Origin of the sequence: Phytoactinopolyspora alkaliphila, assembly GCF_010550695.1 — a bacterium.
Classification (GTDB): Bacteria; Actinomycetota; Actinomycetes; order Jiangellales; family Jiangellaceae; genus Phytoactinopolyspora; species Phytoactinopolyspora alkaliphila.
In genome coordinates this window covers 246,414-263,821 of the sequence record NZ_JAAGOB010000006.1, presented here as the reverse complement: position 1 = coordinate 263,821, position 17,408 = coordinate 246,414, and the positions used below count along the sequence as shown (strand labels likewise).

Here is a 17,408-nt window from a genome sequence, read left to right as displayed (position 1 = left end):
CTGCAGCATCTTACGAGCTCAACCACTCCGACGCGGCGGTGCGAGCCCGGAGGACGTCCGGAAGCGGCTCCACCCCGATGCCGGCACCGTCGGGTACGCGCACGTGACCGCTCTCCAGGACGAACGGTTCGGTGATGTCCTCCGCGTAATACCGGTCCGACGCCGAGGTGTCGCCCGGCAGGCTGAACCCCGGCAGCGCGGCGAGCGCCACGTTGGCCGCCCGGCCCAGCCCGGTCTCCAGCATCCCTCCGCACCACACGGGGATGCCGTTCGCCTGGCAGACGTCGTGGATGCGGCGCGCCTCCAGATACCCGCCCACCCGTCCCGGCTTGATGTTGACCACCCGGGTGGCTCGCATCGCGATGGCGTCCGCCGCATCCTTCGCCGACTCGATAGACTCGTCCAGGCAGATCGGCGTGCGCACCAGAGTCGCCAGCTCGGCGTGTTGCCGGAGGTCGTCCTCTCCCAGCGGCTGCTCGATCAGGAGCAGGTCAAAGTCGTCAAGGCGGGCTAGCGTGGGGGCGTCGGCCAGCGTGTAGGCAGCGTTCGCGTCGACCTGGAGCAGCACGTCGTCCCCGAACCGCTCCCTCACCGCACGCACCGGCGCCACATCCCAGCCCGGCTCGATCTTCAGCTTGATCCGCAGATAGCCCTGCTGTAGGTAGCCGTCCACGGCATCGAGAAGCTGCGGGATCGTGTCCATGATGCCGACGGACACGCCGGCCGGCACCCGGTCGCGCACCGCGCCCAGGAACGCGCCGAACGACTCGCCCCGCTCGCGCAGCCACGCGTCCAGCACAGCGGTCTCCAGCGCGGCTTTGGCCATCCGGTGTCCCTTGATCGGCTCGAGGACCCGGCCGACCTGGCGCGGGTCCAGATCGGCGACCGCCAGCAGGCGCGGGATCAGGGATCGGCGCATGACGTCGGCCGCCCCCTCGACATACTCCGGGGAGTACAACGGTTCGCTCATGGCGACGCACTCGCCCCAGCCCTCGGCGTCGGCGGACGCCGCCCGCACCAGCAGCACGTCGCGCTCGGTCGCCACCCCGAACGACGTGCGGAACGGCGCCACCAGGGGCATCGATACCCGCCGCAGCTCGAAACCGGTGATCTTCATTCAGCTGTCCTCTCCACCACGTAGAACCCGGACCGGCTGAATCCGGCGACCCGGCCCCCGTCGCGCAGCATCGTGCCCAGCACGTCGCGCACCGCGAGCCGCCACTGCCGGGCCGCACCGTGGTCGCTCTGGCGCAGCGTCTCGATCTCGGCCGGTACCTGCACCAGGACGACGTCGGCATCCTTCCAGTGAGAGACCGGGGGACACTCGGGCCACCCGGCCGCGGACTCGGTCAGGGCGGGGACCGCGCCGGAGGCCCGCAGCTCCTCGACGTCCATGCGCGGGCCGCCCACGTCCGCCGGCCGCCCCGGCGCGGCGCCGAGCGTCCATGCCACCAGCAGCCGGTCACTGCCCTGACCGGCGTTGATGGAGTCGTTGATGTCGCCGTAGAAGTCGACCAGGTACTCGCGCGGTCGCGCACCCAGCTTGCACAGGTTGAAGTAGGCGTTGCGGCTGAGCAGCGGATCGAACGTCCAGGTGATCTCGGTCAGGTCGCGTTCGAGCGCCCATGCGCGCTGGTGCAGCTTCAGTGCGAAGCCCACGTGTCGCCGGCGCGCGTCCGCGGCGACGCCCGCGATGTGGGAGTGCAGCCCAGTCCCGGACGGCGCCGCGAAGAAGCCCACGCACGCCCCGATCAGGCGGCCGTCGCCGTCGAAGGCGCCGGCCAGATAGTTGCCGGCGTGCGTCATGGCCCGCAACTGCTCGATGTTCACCAGCGGGCTGCCGGTGTCGGGCCGCCAGATGTCGTCGAAGAGCACCACCACACGTTGCAGGTCCGCGAGCTCGTGCAGCGTCCGCACCACCACACCGGACCGCCGGGCTGCCTCAGCGGCGACGCCGAACGCATTCATGGCCATCACATTCACCGTCATGTCATCGCGGTGCAGAGCCGTGGCCTGCCCGTCATGGTCGCGTGTGCCCGTCATCACGCCGGCATCTCGTCGCGGTGCACGATGTCACCGATCCACCCTGGGCACGGCCCGGCCCTGGTGCAGGAACCGAGCGCGTCCCGCGCCGTCGTCGCCGACGAACGCGGCCGGCATGTGGATGCCGTGCACCCGCTCGCGGGAGACGAAGGTGTCCTCCCGGAGCCGGACGATCTCGAAGCGTTGCTCGTGCTGCCCCGCCTCGGCCAGTACCCCTTGTGGCTTCATGGTCTGCCACAGCCGCCCGTCGCTGTCCGCCTCCACCTCGTACAGGATCACGTCAGCGGCGTAGCGACCCACGTATCGGCTCGGATCGGTCACGGGCTCGGGGCGCTCCGGCGGCTCCGACGCCGCGGGAACACTGACTCCGGCGAGTTCCCGCAACACATCTCCGGCGACGCTCTCGAACAGCGGCATCGGGTCACCGCCGTTGGTGAGCACAGCGACCGCCACATCCGCCCCCGGAACCACCCGCAGGAAGGCGGCCTGGCCGATGGTCCCGCCGTCATGCCCGATCACCGGCCCGCCCGGCCAGTCGAAGATCTCCCAGCCGATCCCCCAGGCGTCACCCATGATCCCCAGATGTGGCAGCTCCACCTGCCGTTCACGCATGGCCTGGACACTCGCGCCGGACAGCACCGCGGTCCCGTCCGCTGCCGTGCCGCCGGCCAGGTGCATCCATGCGAAGCGAACCAGGTCCGCCGCGCTCATGCTCAGCATCGAACCGGCCGGTGCGTTCGACGCCGCCAGCGACCAGACGGGCGCCGGCACGGGATCCGCGTCCGGCTCCGGGCTCACGTGCCCGACGGCGGCGCGGTGCAGGATCGCTTCGTAGGCGTCGGTGGCGAGGTGCTCCAGGCCCAGTGGTGCCGCCAGGTGCTCTCGCAACGCCGTCCCGTAGGGCTTGCCGCGCAGCACCTCGACGATCCGGCCGAGCACCACGTAGCCGGCGTTGTTGTAGGAGAATCGCTCCCCCGGAGGGAACAGTTGCGGTACCTCGGTGATGGTCCCGAGGTACTTCTCGACGGCGTCGTCGCCGCGGCCGGTGTCGGTGAAGATGTCTCCCTCGAAACCGCTCGTGTGACAGGTGAGCTGGCGCACGGTGATCCGCGCACTGGCATCTTCGTCGGCGACCCGGAACCCGGGCAGGTAGGTGCGCACGGGCGCGTCCAGCTCCAGCTGTCCCTCGTCGGCCAGCTGCATGACCAGCGTGGCGGTCCACAGCTTGGTGATGGAACCGATCTGGAATAGCGTGTCCGCGGTGACGTCCACGCCGGTGTTGGTGCTGATCACACCGGTGGCGGCCTCGGCGATCCCACCTTCGGCCAGCACCGCCACCGTGGCGCCCGGCACCTTGTGCTCCGCGGCCAGGTCGGCCACCCTCCGGGGCAGCCAGCCACGGACGTCGTTGAACGTGCTGCTCATCTGTGTCTCCTTCTCATGGGCCCTCAACCAGGAGCCGAGCGATCAGCCCTGCCACCAGCGCGGCACGGACGGGCATCTGATCGACGACGACGTGCTCCCCGGGCGCATGGGCGTTGCCACCCACGGCGCCCAACCCGTCGAGCGTGGGAGTCCCGGCGCCCGCCGTCAGGTTTCCGTCCGAGCCGCCGCCCACCCGGGCGCTTCCGAGCGGACCGGCGCCGGTGCCGGCGGCGATCTCCTCGGCCAGCCGGTACAGGTCCGCCGACGCCGCGGGCTCCATCGGCGGATGCGCCGGGCCTTCCACCACCTCGAGCCGGGCGCCGTCGAGCTGGGGGCGCAGCCCGTGGATGGCCGCGTGCACCCGGTTCTGCTCGTCCACGGTGGGCACGCGCACGTCGATTCGCACGGACGCCTCGGCCGGCACGGTGTTCGCCGCGGTGCCTCCGCTGATCACCGACGGGGTGACCGTGGCGGCGTCCTGCCGGCCGTCGTCGAGCGCTACGAGCGCGAGCACCTGGTGGGCCAGCTCCACCGTGGCGTTCACACCGTTCCACGGCTCGAGTCCGGCATGCGCGGCCCTCCCGTGCACACGCAGCTCGTATTGCGAGATGCCTTTGCGCGCCGTCTTCAGCGCGCCGCCGTCCGCGCTGCCCTCCAGGACCAGCGCGGCCGCGACCCGCCGTGCTTCCTCCTGGATCAGCTGCCGCGACGTCGGTGCGCCGAGCTCCTCGTCCGCGCTGACCAGGATGGTCACGCCGTCGGGCGACGGCAGCGAAGCCACCGCATGGAACAGCTGCACCAGTCCGGCCTTCATGTCGAAGCAGCCGGGCCCGTAGGCCAGGCCGTCCTCCACCCGCCACGGGTGCTTGCTGAGCGAGCCGACCGGCCACACCGTGTCGTGGTGTCCCAACAGCAGCACCCGGTCACCCGTGCCGAATCGCCACCGCAGGTGCGGGCGTCCGGACAGCTCGATCCGGTCCGGCTCCCGGCCGGTGAGCCGGATGCCGAGTTCCGCCACGACGTCGGCGCTGCGGGCCAGGGCGGCCAGGTCCGACGACGGCGACTCGCACGTGACCAGACGGCCGAGATCGTCGATCATGCCGACGGCGCCGCCGTTGTCGGCCGCCGGCCCGGCCCGTCCGGCCGCCGCCCTCACGTGACCCTCGGCGTGGCACGCACACCCAGGTGCACATACGGCGAGCCGTCGCCCAGGGTGTAGAACGTGACCGGTGTCCAGGTCTCCGCGCCGGGTTCCCGGATCACGTACAGTCCCTCCCGGACCGGCACCAGGTCATAGTCCTTGACCTCCTCGTCAAGACCCATCGCCGCCCGGTCGACGTGGACCCGCAGGCGTGGGCCGGACTCGGCCGCGCTGACCTCCATCCGGATGGAGGTCCGGCGATAGGTGCCCACATGCGGAGTGATGTCCGCGGTGACCGGTTCGGCCGGGGGCTGCAGTGGCGAGGCCATCTCCACCCCGGTCAGGTCACGGAACACCTCGCGGATCAGGGTCTCGTAGAGGTCGCGGGTGTGCCCGCCGTTGGTCAGCAGGGTCACCGCCACGTCCTGCTCGGGAAGTATCCGCAGGAACGCCGACTGCCCGATCGTGTTGCCGTCGTGCCCGATCAGCCGGGTCCCGTTCCAGTCGAGGCGGAACCAGCCGAGGCCCCAGGAGTCGGCCAGCGTGTACGGGTCCGGCAGCCGGACCTGCTCGTCGCGCATCGCGGCGGCCGACTCCGCGGTCAGCACCCGGGTGCCGTCGGCGGCGACCCCGTCGTTCAGGTGCATCCGGGCGAACGCCAGCACGTCGCTCACCGACGACGAGATCAGACCGGCCGGGCCGAGTGAGCGCGGCAGCACCCACACCGGAGCCCGGCGCGGTTCCTCGTCGCCCTCGTGCACGTGGCCGACCGCGGTGCGGTGCAGCAGCGCGTCCTCCGGCAGCGTCACGGTGCGCGATAGGCCGAGGGGGGTGTACAACAGATCCCTCATCGCGTTGTCCCAGCTCTGCCCGGTGAGCTTCTCGATCACCCGGCCGGCGATGACGAACCCGGCGTTGCAGTAGGACCAGGTGGCACCGAGCGGATGGTTCAGCGGCAACCCGGCGAGCGCGTCGACGTAGCGCTCGAGGCACTCGTCGCCGCGCCCGGTGTCGAGGAAGAAGTCGCCGTCGATGCCGCTGGTGTGCGTCAGCAGGTGACGCATGGTCACCCGCGCGGTGGCCTCCGGATCGGCGAGGACGAGCTCCGGCAGGTACGTCACCACCGGCTCGTCGAGATCCAGCTTCCCCGCGTCGACCAGCGCCATGACCACCGACGCCGTCCACACCTTCGACACCGAGCCGATCTGGAACACCGTGTCCGTCGTGACTTCCACGCCGGTGTCGACATTGGTGAGGCCGTAGGCGAGCTCGACGGTCTGGTCCCCGTGCGCGATACCCAGCGCGGCGCCGGGAACCTTGTATTTCTCGGCGAGCTCGGCCAGCCGTCGCTGCCAGTACTCCTGGTCCAGTCCGGACGTGGGCATCTTCGTCTCCTTCGCGGTGTGGCGGGTCACCCAGTCGAGCACCCGCCGGGAGTAGTCGGCCCGGTGTGACGGCCGGCCGTTGAGGATGAACAGGTGCGACGCCTCGGGATAGAGGACGAGCTCGGAGGGGACGCCGCGGGCGCGCAGGGCACCGAACCACTGCTCGGCCTGGCCCACCGGGCAGCGGTCGTCGTTGAGCCCGTGCAGGATCAGGGTGGGCGTGGTCACTTTGGCGACGTTCGCGTACGGGGATTGTGCCGCGCACTTCTCGGCGTCCTCGTAGGGCAAAGCCGTCTCCAGCTTGATCAGCAGGTGCCCCATGTCGGACGTGCCGGCCATGCTGGCGAGGTCCGAGACGACGCCTCCCGCCACCGCCGCGGCGAACCGGTCCGTTCGCCCGGTCAGCCAGCAGGTCATGTATCCGCCGTAGCTGTAGCCGGACAGTGCCAGCCGCTTCGCGTCTGCCAGGCCTTCGGCGACGAGCTGATCGAGCGGTTCGAGGAAGTCCCGCTCGTCGGCCAGTCCCCAGGCGCCCACGGCGGCCGTGAAGAACCGCTCGCCGTAACCGTCACTGCCCCGGGGGTTGAGCAGGAGGACCGCCCAGCCGCGCGCGGCCAGCATCTGGTGGTAGGCGTGCCCGGCGTCGGGTACCGGGCTCCACGCGTTGTGCGGGCCGCCGTGGACGTCGACCAGCAGCGGTGACGGGGTGGTGGCAGCTGGATCGCGGATGAGCCAGCCGTGCACCTCGGTGCCGTCGGAGACCGTGAACACCCGCTCCTCCGGCGCGATCAGGTCCAGGCCGGCCGGGGCATAGCCGGTCAGGACCGTCTCGTCGCCGGTGTCGAGGTCAACGAGCATCACCTCGCCGTACGTCTCAGGGGTGGCGACGACGACGGCCGCCCGCGCGGCCCGGGCAGCCACGGACAGACCAGAGACGACGCGGCTGGAACCCCCGACCAGCGCCTCGGGCTCGCCGCCGGTGAGGCCGAGAGTGTAGCCGTGCGTGCAGCCCCGATCCCGCGCGCAGTAGACCACGGTGCGCCGGTCTGATGCGATCTGCGGCAATCCACCGGGATAGCCGGGGCCGCCCGGCATGACGTTGCGGTCCTGGCTCACCGTGAGGTCCACCACGTCCCCGCCTTCGAAGGGGGTCCGCAGCAGCCGGTTGTTCCCGACGCTCACGTCCTGTCGGCCCACCACCAGCAGGGCGTCCCCGTCCGGTGTCCAGGACACCGGACCGGCGAGGCCCGGCTGCCCGACCATCCGCCACGGTGGTTCGCTCCCGGAATCCGGGTCGGCGCGCATCACGTACGCGGCGCTCTCACCGCTGAGATCTGAGTCCGGGGCCATGGCCGCGCTGAAGGCCAGCCACCTGCCGTCCGGCGACCAGGCAGGATCGCTCGCGTGCCAGTCGCCTCGGGTCAGCTGCTTTGACTTCCCGGTCTCCACATCTGTCACGAACACGTGCTGCCGGTGCCCCCGCAGCATGCCGGCGCCGTCGGCCTTGAAGCCCACCCGGTCGATCACGATCGGTGCGGTGGTGCGGCGCGCCCGGCCGTCGTCGTCCTCGTCCGCGAGGGCCCACGTGTCGACGGGTCCGGCGAAGGCGATCCGGCTGCCGTCCGGGCTCCAGACGGGTGTGCCCGCGCCGCCCGGTTCGGAGGTCAGCTGACGTGCCTCCCCGCCGTCGGCCGGCAGGAGCCAGACCTGCGCCGGGCCGTCGTCGGCGCGCAGGAAGGCGATGCTCCGTCCGTCCGGGGACCACGACGGGGACATGTCCCTCGGTCCCCTGGTCAGCTGCCGCGCGGCGCCACCGGAGGCCGGTACCGTCCACAGCGCGCAGCGGTTCGCGTCGGCTTCACGGTCCACAGTGGTCAGCACGTACACCACGTGTTCGCCGTCCGGAGAGATCGCCGGCTGCGCGGGGACCTTCAGCTCGAGCAGGTGGTCGAGGGTCAGCCTCTGGGTCATGGCGCGGTCGCCTCCACGGATCGATGGTCGCCGGCAAAGTGGCACTGCGCGTGGTGCGGCCGCTCGGCGGAACCGGCCCGCGGGTCGCTTTCGGTGCAGACGTCCCGGTCCGCCATGACCAGCGGCCCAATGGGGCACCTGCGGTGGAAGGCGCACCCAGACGGCGGGTCTTGCAGCGACGGCGGCTCGTCGTCCAGCAGCGGGTTGTCGGCGGGCACCGGGTCGTCGAGCGACGATCCGAGCCGTGGGGCCGCGTCGAGCAGCGTCCGCGTGTAGGGGTGATGCGGCCTGGCCAGCACGTCGGCGGCCGGCCCGGCCTCGACGATCCGGCCGAGGTACATGACGGCGATGACGTCGCTGACGTAGCGGACTACCGCCAGGTTGTGGGAGATGAACAACATGCTCAGCCCCAGTTGCCGCTGCAGGTCGCGGACCAAGTTGAGCATCGAGCCCTGCACGGAGACGTCGAGTGCGGAGGTGATCTCGTCGGCCAGGACCACATCCGGCTCGGCGGCCAGCGCCCGGGCCAGCGCCACCCGCTGTCGCTGACCGCCGGAGAGACCCGACGGCAACTGGTCGGCCCGGCCCGCATCGAGGTCCACCAGCTCCAGCAACCTGCTCACCTCGGCCCGGCGGGCCGCGCGGCGACGGCGCCCCGGCAGCGCCTCGGCGATCGACTCCCCGATGGACATCCGCGGGTCCAGCGACGAATACGGGTCCTGGAAGACCATCTGCAGCCGCCGGCGGTCCCGTTGCGTGCGCAGGGCACTGCCGCCCAGCGAGATCTCGCCGCCGGCGGTCGGCACCAGCCCGACGGCCGCCTTGGCCAGCGTGGACTTGCCGGATCCGGACTCACCGACCAGCCCGACGACAGTCCCCGCCGGAACGGTCAGGCTGACCTCGTCAACGGCGGTGACCGCCGCATGCCCGGAGCCGAACCGTACGCTCACGTCGCGGAACTCCAGCCCTGTCATGAGCGCTCCCCTACGCCTGCCTGGGCGACCGGCGGGATGGCCTCCGTGCGCGGATGCCAGCAGGCTGCTCGCTGGCGGGGTCCGGCGTCCTCGAGCTCCGGTGTCGTGCCGCAGAGCTCGTCGGCGAACCCGCATCGCGGCGCGAACGCGCAGCCCGGAGGCCGGTCGGCCGGCTCAGGTGGCCGCCCAGGGATGGTGACCAGCGGCTTCTCCCGGTCCGTCGTCATGTCCGGTACCGAGCCGAGCAACGCCCGCGTGTAGGGATGCGCGGCCTCGGCGAGCCGGTCCACGGGCAGCTCCTCCACCACCCGCCCCGCGTACATGACGATGATGCGTTCGCACATCTGCGAGACGACGGCGATGTCGTGAGAGATCAGCAGCACCGCGGCGCCGGTGTCTCGCTGCACGTCACGAAGGAGCCGGAGCACCTGGCGTTGCACCGTGACGTCCAGGGCGGTGGTCGGCTCATCCGCGATGATCAGCGCCGGCTCACTCATCAGGCCCATGCCGATCATCGCGCGCTGCCGCATACCGCCGGAGTACTCGTGCGGGTACTGCCGGGCACGTCGTTGCGGCGACGGGATGTGCACCTTGCGCAGCCGGTCCACCGCCCGGCTCAGCGCATCCCGGCGAGACCTGCCCTCATGTGTGCGGGTGACCTCGGCCAGCTGCGCCCCGACCCGCATCGAGGGGTTGAACGACGTCATCGGGTCCTGGAAGACCATCGCCACCGACGTGCCCAGCAGCTTGCGCACCTCTGCATCGCCCCGGTCGAGCAGCGACGTTCCGTTCACGTCGAGACGCGTGGCGCTGACGGCGGCGTCGTCGGGCGCGAGCCGGGCCACCGCCAGCGCGGTCAGGCTCTTGCCGGAGCCGGACTCGCCGACGATCCCCACCGTCTCGCCCGGCCACACGGTCAGGCTCACCCCGTCCACGGGGTACGTCCATCCGTCCCGGCCCGCGAAACCCACCCGCAGATCCCGGACGTCGAGCACCGCGTCGGTTGCCGGGGTGTCGCGCACTGCTGCGGCGGACGACGACGCCACCTGCGCCTCGGGCCTCACCTCCGGCATCCGGCGGCGGGCCGTCCGGATCCCCACCACCTGCGCGATCGCCTCGCCAAGCAGGGTGAATGCCAGGCCGGCCAGCACCACCGCCACGCCGGGTGCGAGGGAGGCGGCGGGGTTGATGTAGATCCGGTCCAGTCCCTCCCCGAGCAGGCGCCCCCAGTCGTAGGCAGGCGGCTGGACCCCGATGCCCAGGAAGGAGAGGCCGGCGAAGGCCAGCAGAGCGGTTCCGGCCATCACGGTCGCGTTGACCACCAACGGTTCCCCCGCGTTCGGCAGCAGGTGCCGGAGGACCAGCCGGGTCCGGCCGACACCGGCCACCCGAGCGGCGGCGACATAGTCACGCCCGGCCACCGCCGCGACGTTCGTCTGCACCAGCCGGGCGAACGACGGGGCTCCCGCGAACCCGATCGCCAGAACCGCGCCCTGGGCCCCGACACCGAAGATCACGGCGAAGAACAGCGCGAGGAGCAGCGCGGGGAACGCCACAGCCAGATTGACCGCCGCCGTGACGAACCTGCTTCCACGACGGCCGAGCACAGCCGGCAGGACGCCGAGCACCAAGCCGACCAGCACCGCGATGGACGTCGCCAGCAGCGCCAGGCCGAGGGAGTATCTGGTGGCCACCAGGACCCGCAGAGCGATGTCGCGGCCCAGGGCGTCCGTCCCGAGCAGGTGCTCCGCGCTTCTGCCCTGGGACAGGGCCGCGGGATTGGTCTCGTTGGCGGCGTCGCCCCAGATCATCGGCGCGACCACGGCCAGAACGGCGAGAACGGCCAGCAACGACGCCGATGCCGCTCCCACCGGGCTCTTCAGGGCGCTTCGCCAGTGTTCCAGGCGCATGTCATCCCTCCCTGATGGTCGAGCGCGGGTCGACCACCGCGAGCATCACGTCGACGACGAGGTTCACCAGCAGCACGGCCGAGCCGTATACGAGGACGATGCCCTGCACCAGCGGGTAGTCCTTGGCCAGAATCGACTGGACGATGGTCATGCCCATGCCGGGCCACGCGAAGACGTTCTCCACCAGGACGGTCCCCACGATCATCCCGCTGAGCAGCAGGCCGCCGATGGTCAGCGTGGAGGTCAGCGCGTTCGGGAAAGCATGGCGCAGGTACACCCGCCGCGGCGGCAGCCGCTTGGCCCGGGCCGTGCGGACGAAGTCCTGGCCGAGGACGCTCAGCGCCTCCACCCGGACGATGCGGGCCATCAGCAACGCCGGCCCCATGGACAACGCGAGTACCGGCAGGATGTACGACGACGCCCCGCCCCGGCCCGCCACCGGCAGCCAGCCCAATGTCACGCCGAACACGAAGACGAGGCCGACGCCGAGCATGAACTCCGGGATGGCGGAGACCACCGCGCTGGTGGAGGTGAACCCCAGCTCCGCGCCCCGGCGGCGGCCGCCGCGAGTCAGCACCGCCATGAACAGGCCGAGGGGGATGGAGACGCTCATCACCACCACGAACGCGCTCACGGCCAGGCCCGCCGTCGCCGGGAGCCGGGCCCCGATCGTGTCGGCCACCGGAACCCCGGATGTCATCGAGACACCGAGATCCCCGCTGAACATGCCACGCAGGTAGTTCACATACTGCACGGCTATCGGGTCGTTGAGACCGAGACTCTCTCGCCGGGCCTCCACCAGGTCCGCCGGTGCGTTGAGGCCCAGGGCGGCGCGGACCGGATCCCCGGGGATCAGGTGGATCATCAGGAACGCCAGGGTCACCAGGACGGCGAGCGAGACCAGAAGCCGGACCAGCCGGCGGCCGAGGAAGCTCAGCCAGGGGTTGCGGACCCACCGGTCCGGAGGAACGCTCCGGACCGGCGGGGCCGTGCCTGCTGGGGCGGACGTCGTCGTCATTCGGCCGACATGCGGATCGTCGGCGCGACGAGGCCGTCGCCGCCTCGCTCCGCCGTCACGCCGTCCAGGAACGTGGGAATGGTCTCGTCGGCGAAGATCAGCACGTCGTGTGCGGCGAACAGGGCTTCCTCCGCCTCTTGCCACTTCGTGCAGCTCTCCTGGCCCGGAATGTCCATCGCCTCGCCTACGGCCGCCACGTAGTCGTCGTTCTCCAGGTGGGCCAGGTTCACTCCCTCCGGCGGGACGGCGCCGGAGAGGAACGGCACCAGCTGGCTGGGGAGCCGGACGTTCACCGGTAGGAGCGCGGCGTCCCAGTCCCCGGTGCCGAAGATCACCTCGTTGTACTCCGTCGGCGGCAGTCCCCTGCTGCTGGTGGCCACGCCGACCTCGTTCCAGCGCTGGGCCATGAGCTCGGCGGCCGCCGCGGTGGCGTCGCCGCGGGTGCTGTTGTAGATCAGCGAGACGGCCAGTTCCTCACCGTCCTTCGCCCTGGTGCCGCCCGAGCCTTCGGTCCAGCCGGCGGCGTCGAGCGCGGCGCGGGCCGCGTCGGGGTCCGGCTCCGGCAGGTGTCCGCTGACGGCGTCGTACTGACACGCCGTCGGAGCGATCGCCGCGAGCATCGTCGACATCTCGCCGTGGCCGCCGGTGACCACCGACATCAGTTCGTTGAAGTCCAGCGCCTGCGCCAGCGCCGCCCGGACCTCGGGGTCTTCGCCGACGTGCCCACCCGCCTGGTTGAAGAACAGTTCGCCGACCACAGCCCGGGCCTCGAGCTGGTGGTATTCGCCCTCGAGCCGCTGCCTGTCGGGCCCTACTGCGGAGACCGCGTCCAGCTCACCCGAGAGGAAGAGGTTCACCGCGGTCGACTCGTTGGCGATGACGCGCAGCGTGATCGTCTTCGCTGTTCCGGCCTCGGAGGCAGCTATGCCGTCGGGGCCCCAGGCGTACTCATCGCGCCGCTCGAACGTGTAGTGGTCGTCGGCGGCCGCCTCAGTCAGCTCGTACATCCCCGTCCCGATCCCGGCCTGCGCCAGAGCGTCCGGGTCGTCCAGTCCGGCGCGGCAGGCGATGAACAGGTCACCGGTGCTGTGGAGCAGGAAAGGGTCGGGCCGGGGAACGGTGATGGTGACCGTGCGGGCGTCGTCGTCGGCGGACAGGTCCATCTCGGGCGGGATCAAGACGCCGCGAACGGGTGACTCGTTGGCCGGGTCGAGGATGAACTCGAAGTTGGCGGCAACGTCGCTCGCCGTCAGCTCCGAACCGTCGGAGCAGGTGATGCCGTCGCGAATCGTGTAGGTGATCGTGTCCGGGGTGACATCCCACGACTCGGCCAGCCAGGGCAGTTGGTCGCCGTCGGCGGAGAAGTGCACCAGCCGGTCGTACATGTACGCCGCCACCTCGCGGGTTGCCGACAACGCCGTGAGGTGCGGATGCAGGTTGCCTGGGTCGGCGGTGACGGAGGTGGTGAACGTGGCGTCGACGGCCGGTTCCGCCTCGGTGCCGTTGCCGTTCCCGGAGCCGTTTCCTCCACCACCATCGCCACTGGACCCGCAGGCGGCGAGGAGCACTGTCAGGGCCGCGGCGACCGCGACCTTCGGACCAACGCGCATGACCACTCCTTCGAGAACGGTGTTCACGCAAGGTTGGCCCGGAATGCCTCGCGAATCTTTGTCCAGTTGGACGAGAGGCGCGGCTGAGACTGGTGGTTCTCAACTACTCCGCAGGTGATCGACGGCGATCCTGGCCGCCTGACCGATCACTGCGTCCGCCGCCGGATTGCGGAACGCGCGATCGGAGACCCGCAGGTAGACCGCCACGGCGTAGCGACCCCCGTCCGGATACTCGACGACGCCCACCTCGTTGCGCACGTGGGAGAGCGTGCCCGTCTTGCCGCTCACCCGGATGCCGTGGTCCGGGAATCCGGAGGTGAGCCGGTGCGGCCACACCTGCAGACCCATGATCCGCCGGGTTTCCGCACAGGCGCCGGCCGGCAGATTCTCGTCCCGCCAGATCATGCCCAGCAGGCTGGTGGTCTCGCGTGCGGTGGTGCGGTTGGTCATGGCCGGCGTCAATGCCCGGCACGCCAGCAGCCGCGCGTCGTCGATGCCGTCGAACAGGTCCGGGAGACCCGCGAAGCTGGCGGTGCCCAGCAGATCCTCGGCCATGGTGCGGAACAGTTCGGCGCAGGTGTGTGGAGCGGCGGTCCGGGGCAATCCGAGGGCGCGCAGACGGCGATGGATATCGTCCACACCCGCCAAGCCCATCAAGACGTCAGTGGCGTGATTGTCGCTCACGCTCATCATCAGGTACGCGGCGTCTCGCACCGACATGTCGATCTCGTCGTACATCACCGACAGCCCCGTGGGACCTGGTGTGCGCGCCTCGGGCGCGAACCGGACCCGGTCCGTGAGAGACCGCCGTCCCTCCGCCGCCTGGCAGCACAGCTCCAGCAGGACATAGATCTTGAAGACGCTGGCGGTCACCACCAGCTCATCGGCCGCGTACCCGACGTCGGCAGCGCCGTCGATCTCCGCAGCATGCAGATACCCGCTCACCCCGGCACCGGAGAACGCCGCGTCCAGCTGTGCCACGACATCGTGTTCGGTTTCGATCGTCATACCCGCTCCTGTTCCTCTGGTGCAGCACACCAGGTCAGCGCACGGGACGCCCATCCTGATAGACGGCCCGGATGTTCGTCTTGAGCGACCCGAAATCGAAGGGATCTCCGCTGACCAGGACCAGGTCGGCTCGTTTGCCGGCCGCCACGGTACCGACCTCGTCCGCGATACCGAGCAGGCTGGCCGCCGACGAGGTGGAGGCCGCCAGCACGGCTTCCGGCTTCATCCCCGCCTCGTGCATCAGCGCCAGCTCGGTGAGATTGTCTCCGTGCCGGCCCACGCCACTGTCGGTGCCCATCGCCACCGGAACGCCCGCCGCCACGGCCCGGCCGAACGACTCCATGTGCGCCTCGGCCACCTCGCGCGCCTTGTCGACCACGACGTCCGGCAACGCTGCACCCGCGGCCGCCGCGGCGATCACGGCTCGTGGCGCTGCCAGCGTGGGCACCAGATAGGTCCCGGCGTCGAGCATCATCTCGATGCCCTCGTCGTCGAGAAAGATGCCGTGCTCGACCGAGCGGACTCCCGCCCTCACCGCGTTCTTGATGCCGTCAGCGCCCTGAGCGTGCGCCATCACCGCGATACCGGCCGTCGTCGCCTCGGCTACGCACGTCGCGAGCTCATCCGGGCCGAAGTGCGCGTGCCGTGGGTCGTCCCGGGGCGAGATCACCCCGCCCGACGTGCAGATCTTGATCACGTCAGCGCCGGCCCGGACCAGTTCACGGACCTTCCGGCGCATCTCGTCCGGGCCGTCCACGATCGGCGATGGACGACCTGGGTGCGGGACGAACAGCGAGGCGTCGACGCCGCTCGGCTGCCAGCCGTCGGTGTGCCCGCCGGTCTGGCCCAGGATGGAGATCGCGGTGCGCATCCTGGGGCCTTCGATCAGGCCGTTGGCCACGGCTTGCTTGACGCCCAGGTCGGCGCCACCCGCGTCTCGGACCGTCGTGATGCCGCAGTCGAGGGTCCGGGCGAGACTGCGGATGGCGGTGTAGAACGCGTAGGAGAACGGTTGCTGCAGGTGCGCCATCAGGTCGATGCCGTCGAACATGACGTGGACGTGGCAGTCGATCAGCCCGGGGAGGATCGTCAGGCCGCGCGCGTCGACCAGCTCGTCGCCGTCAAGACCGCTGCCGACCTCGACGATGCGACCTCCGTCGATCGCCACGTCTGCCGGTCCGGGCGGCGCGCCGGTACCGTCGAACACGTCGCCGCCGCTGATCACGACCCTCGTGCCGGTCGTCACTGTCATGGGTTCAGCTCCTCAGCACGCGGCCGGCCCGCGCTCCGGTGAAGGTCGCGTTCTCGACGACCACCTGTCCTCCGAGAACGACCGTCTCGATTCCGTCGACCGGCACGTCCGGGCGCACGTAGGTGCCCGCATGCCCGATCCGCTCCGGGTCGAAGACGGTGATGTCGGCATGCGCGCCAGGCAGCAGCACGCCCCGCCCGTCGAGCCCGAACTGCCCCGCGATCAGCGACGTCGCCTTGCGGATCGCCGCCTCCCAGGTGAGCACCTTCTCCTCCCGGACGTAGTGCCCCAGCAACCGCGGGAAGCACCCGTACGTGCGCGGATGTTGCATCCCGAGCGGTGGCCCGTTGTCCGACCCGACACCGACCAGCGGGCTGGCCATGATCCGGCGGACATCCGCCTCGGCCATCATCTCCAGGACGATCGCCGCGCCGGGATCGGCCAGGAGAAGATCACAGAGCGTGTCGAACGGATCACCTCCGCCGGCGACATCCGCGATGGTCCTGCCCACCATGGTGGTGTCCCGGTGGCCCGTGATGATGACCTTGGACGGCTCGGTGCTGGCCCACATGCCATCCCCGGGCCGGCCCCGCGCGGCCTGCGCGCTCAGCGCCACCCGCTGCGCCAGGTCGGCGAGCCGGGAGGTCATCGCCTCGGCGCCGCCGGCAGCGGCGACGTTCGGCAGCAGGGCCAGCATGACGGTGCCGCCGGCCAGGTACGGGTACTGGTCCCCGAGGACATCGACCCCGTCCAGACGCGCCGCCTCGATCCGCTCGAGCAGCGCGGCGCCGTTGCCGTGCGCCGCCCGGCCCGCGGCCTTGCAGTGCGATATCTGCAGCCGGATACCTCCCGCCCGCGCGATCGCCACGGCCTCGTCGATCGCCTCCACGACGAACTGGCCCTCGTCACGCATATGCGTGGCGTAGACGCGGCCGTAGACACCGGCGACCCGGGCCAGCTCCTCCAGCTCGTCTCGCGCGGCGAAGCAGCCGGGCGGGTAGATCAGCCCGGTGGAGAACCCGACGGCCCCTGCCTCGAAAGATTCCGCGGCCAGGCGGCGCATCTCCGCGAGCGCGCCCGGCTTCAGGTGGTCGCCCGCGCCGTTGGCCGTGAGCCGCAGGGTGTGGTGGCCGACCAGAAAGGCCATGTGGTTGGTGGGCCGGTGCCGCTCGACCGTGTCCAGGAACCCGGCGAAGCTCGCGGGCTTGACCTCGACGCCGCAGGCCAGCTCGTCGTACATGGAACGGACCAGATCAGCGGACGCGCCGGTCAGCGGCGCGAAACTGAAGCCGCAGTTCCCGGCGATCTCCGTGGTGACGCCCTGGAGCAGCTTGAACGGCTGCGCGTGATCCATCAGAGGGACCAGGTCGCTGTGCGAGTGGGCGTCCACGAAACCCGGGGCGACGAACAGCCCGTCGCAGTCGATCACCCGGGCTCCGCCCGGCACTGGAACCTGACCGATCTCGCGTATTCTGCCGTCTTCGACGAGCACGTCAGCGGTGCTGGCGGCGGAGCCGAGCCCGTCGAACACCGTGCCTGCGCGCAAGACCAGCGTGTCCGTCATCCGTGGCGCCTTCCTCGTGTTGGCCGATGCGACCAACCTACGGGGTGGCGCCGACAACGCCATGGTGCGTCACCACGAACCGGCCTCATCCGCTTGGTGCCGAAGAC

At 70.8% G+C, this 17,408-nt stretch carries 12 protein-coding genes; all 12 read right to left on the bottom strand.

Features of this window, described 5'->3' with window-relative positions; genetic code table 11:
* Positions 1 to 10: 10 nt before the first annotated feature.
* Positions 11 to 1,117 (bottom strand): o-succinylbenzoate synthase, encoded by a 1,107-nt coding sequence (gene menC, locus G1H11_RS13280; RefSeq protein ID WP_163819045.1) that lies wholly within the window; start codon positions 1,115 to 1,117, stop codon positions 11 to 13.
* Positions 1,114 to 2,043, bottom strand: a complete 930-nt coding sequence (locus tag G1H11_RS13275) for a hypothetical protein (protein WP_216843735.1) — start codon at positions 2,041 to 2,043, stop codon at positions 1,114 to 1,116. Before G1H11_RS13275 ends, menC begins: the two co-directional genes overlap by 4 nt.
* A 30-nt stretch (positions 2,044 to 2,073) precedes the next feature.
* Positions 2,074 to 3,468, bottom strand: a complete 1,395-nt coding sequence (locus G1H11_RS13270; protein WP_163819044.1) for a serine hydrolase domain-containing protein — start codon at positions 3,466 to 3,468, stop codon at positions 2,074 to 2,076.
* Between the two features lie 13 nt (positions 3,469 to 3,481).
* Complete coding sequence (locus tag G1H11_RS13265) at positions 3,482 to 4,567, bottom strand: M20 family metallopeptidase (protein WP_163819149.1); 1,086 nt, start codon at positions 4,565 to 4,567, stop codon at positions 3,482 to 3,484.
* Between the two features lie 53 nt (positions 4,568 to 4,620).
* On the bottom strand, positions 4,621 to 7,965 hold the full coding sequence (locus tag G1H11_RS13260) for a serine hydrolase (RefSeq protein WP_163819043.1): 3,345 nt from the start codon (positions 7,963 to 7,965) through the stop codon (positions 4,621 to 4,623).
* A complete protein-coding gene (locus G1H11_RS13255) occupies positions 7,962 to 8,939 on the bottom strand; it encodes an ABC transporter ATP-binding protein (RefSeq protein ID WP_163819042.1) in 978 nt (325 codons plus the stop codon). The genes G1H11_RS13260 and G1H11_RS13255 overlap by 4 nt, the downstream gene beginning before the upstream one ends.
* Complete coding sequence (locus G1H11_RS13250) at positions 8,936 to 10,849, bottom strand: dipeptide/oligopeptide/nickel ABC transporter permease/ATP-binding protein (protein ID WP_163819041.1); 1,914 nt, start codon at positions 10,847 to 10,849, stop codon at positions 8,936 to 8,938. Before G1H11_RS13250 ends, G1H11_RS13255 begins: the two co-directional genes overlap by 4 nt.
* Position 10,850: 1 nt before the next feature.
* Positions 10,851 to 11,867 (bottom strand): ABC transporter permease, encoded by a 1,017-nt coding sequence (locus G1H11_RS13245; protein WP_163819040.1) that lies wholly within the window; start codon positions 11,865 to 11,867, stop codon positions 10,851 to 10,853.
* Positions 11,864 to 13,477: an ABC transporter substrate-binding protein gene (locus G1H11_RS13240; protein WP_163819039.1), complete on the bottom strand. Its 1,614-nt coding sequence runs from the start codon at positions 13,475 to 13,477 to the stop codon at positions 11,864 to 11,866. Before G1H11_RS13240 ends, G1H11_RS13245 begins: the two co-directional genes overlap by 4 nt.
* Before the next feature lie 99 nt (positions 13,478 to 13,576).
* Positions 13,577 to 14,485: a serine hydrolase gene (locus tag G1H11_RS13235; protein ID WP_163819038.1), complete on the bottom strand. Its 909-nt coding sequence runs from the start codon at positions 14,483 to 14,485 to the stop codon at positions 13,577 to 13,579.
* A 34-nt stretch (positions 14,486 to 14,519) separates the two neighbouring features.
* Positions 14,520 to 15,737, bottom strand: a complete 1,218-nt coding sequence (locus G1H11_RS13230) for a metal-dependent hydrolase family protein (protein ID WP_163819037.1) — start codon at positions 15,735 to 15,737, stop codon at positions 14,520 to 14,522.
* A 4-nt stretch (positions 15,738 to 15,741) separates the two neighbouring features.
* Complete coding sequence (locus G1H11_RS13225) at positions 15,742 to 17,301, bottom strand: N-acyl-D-amino-acid deacylase family protein (protein WP_163819036.1); 1,560 nt, start codon at positions 17,299 to 17,301, stop codon at positions 15,742 to 15,744.
* Positions 17,302 to 17,408: the final 107 nt, after the last annotated feature.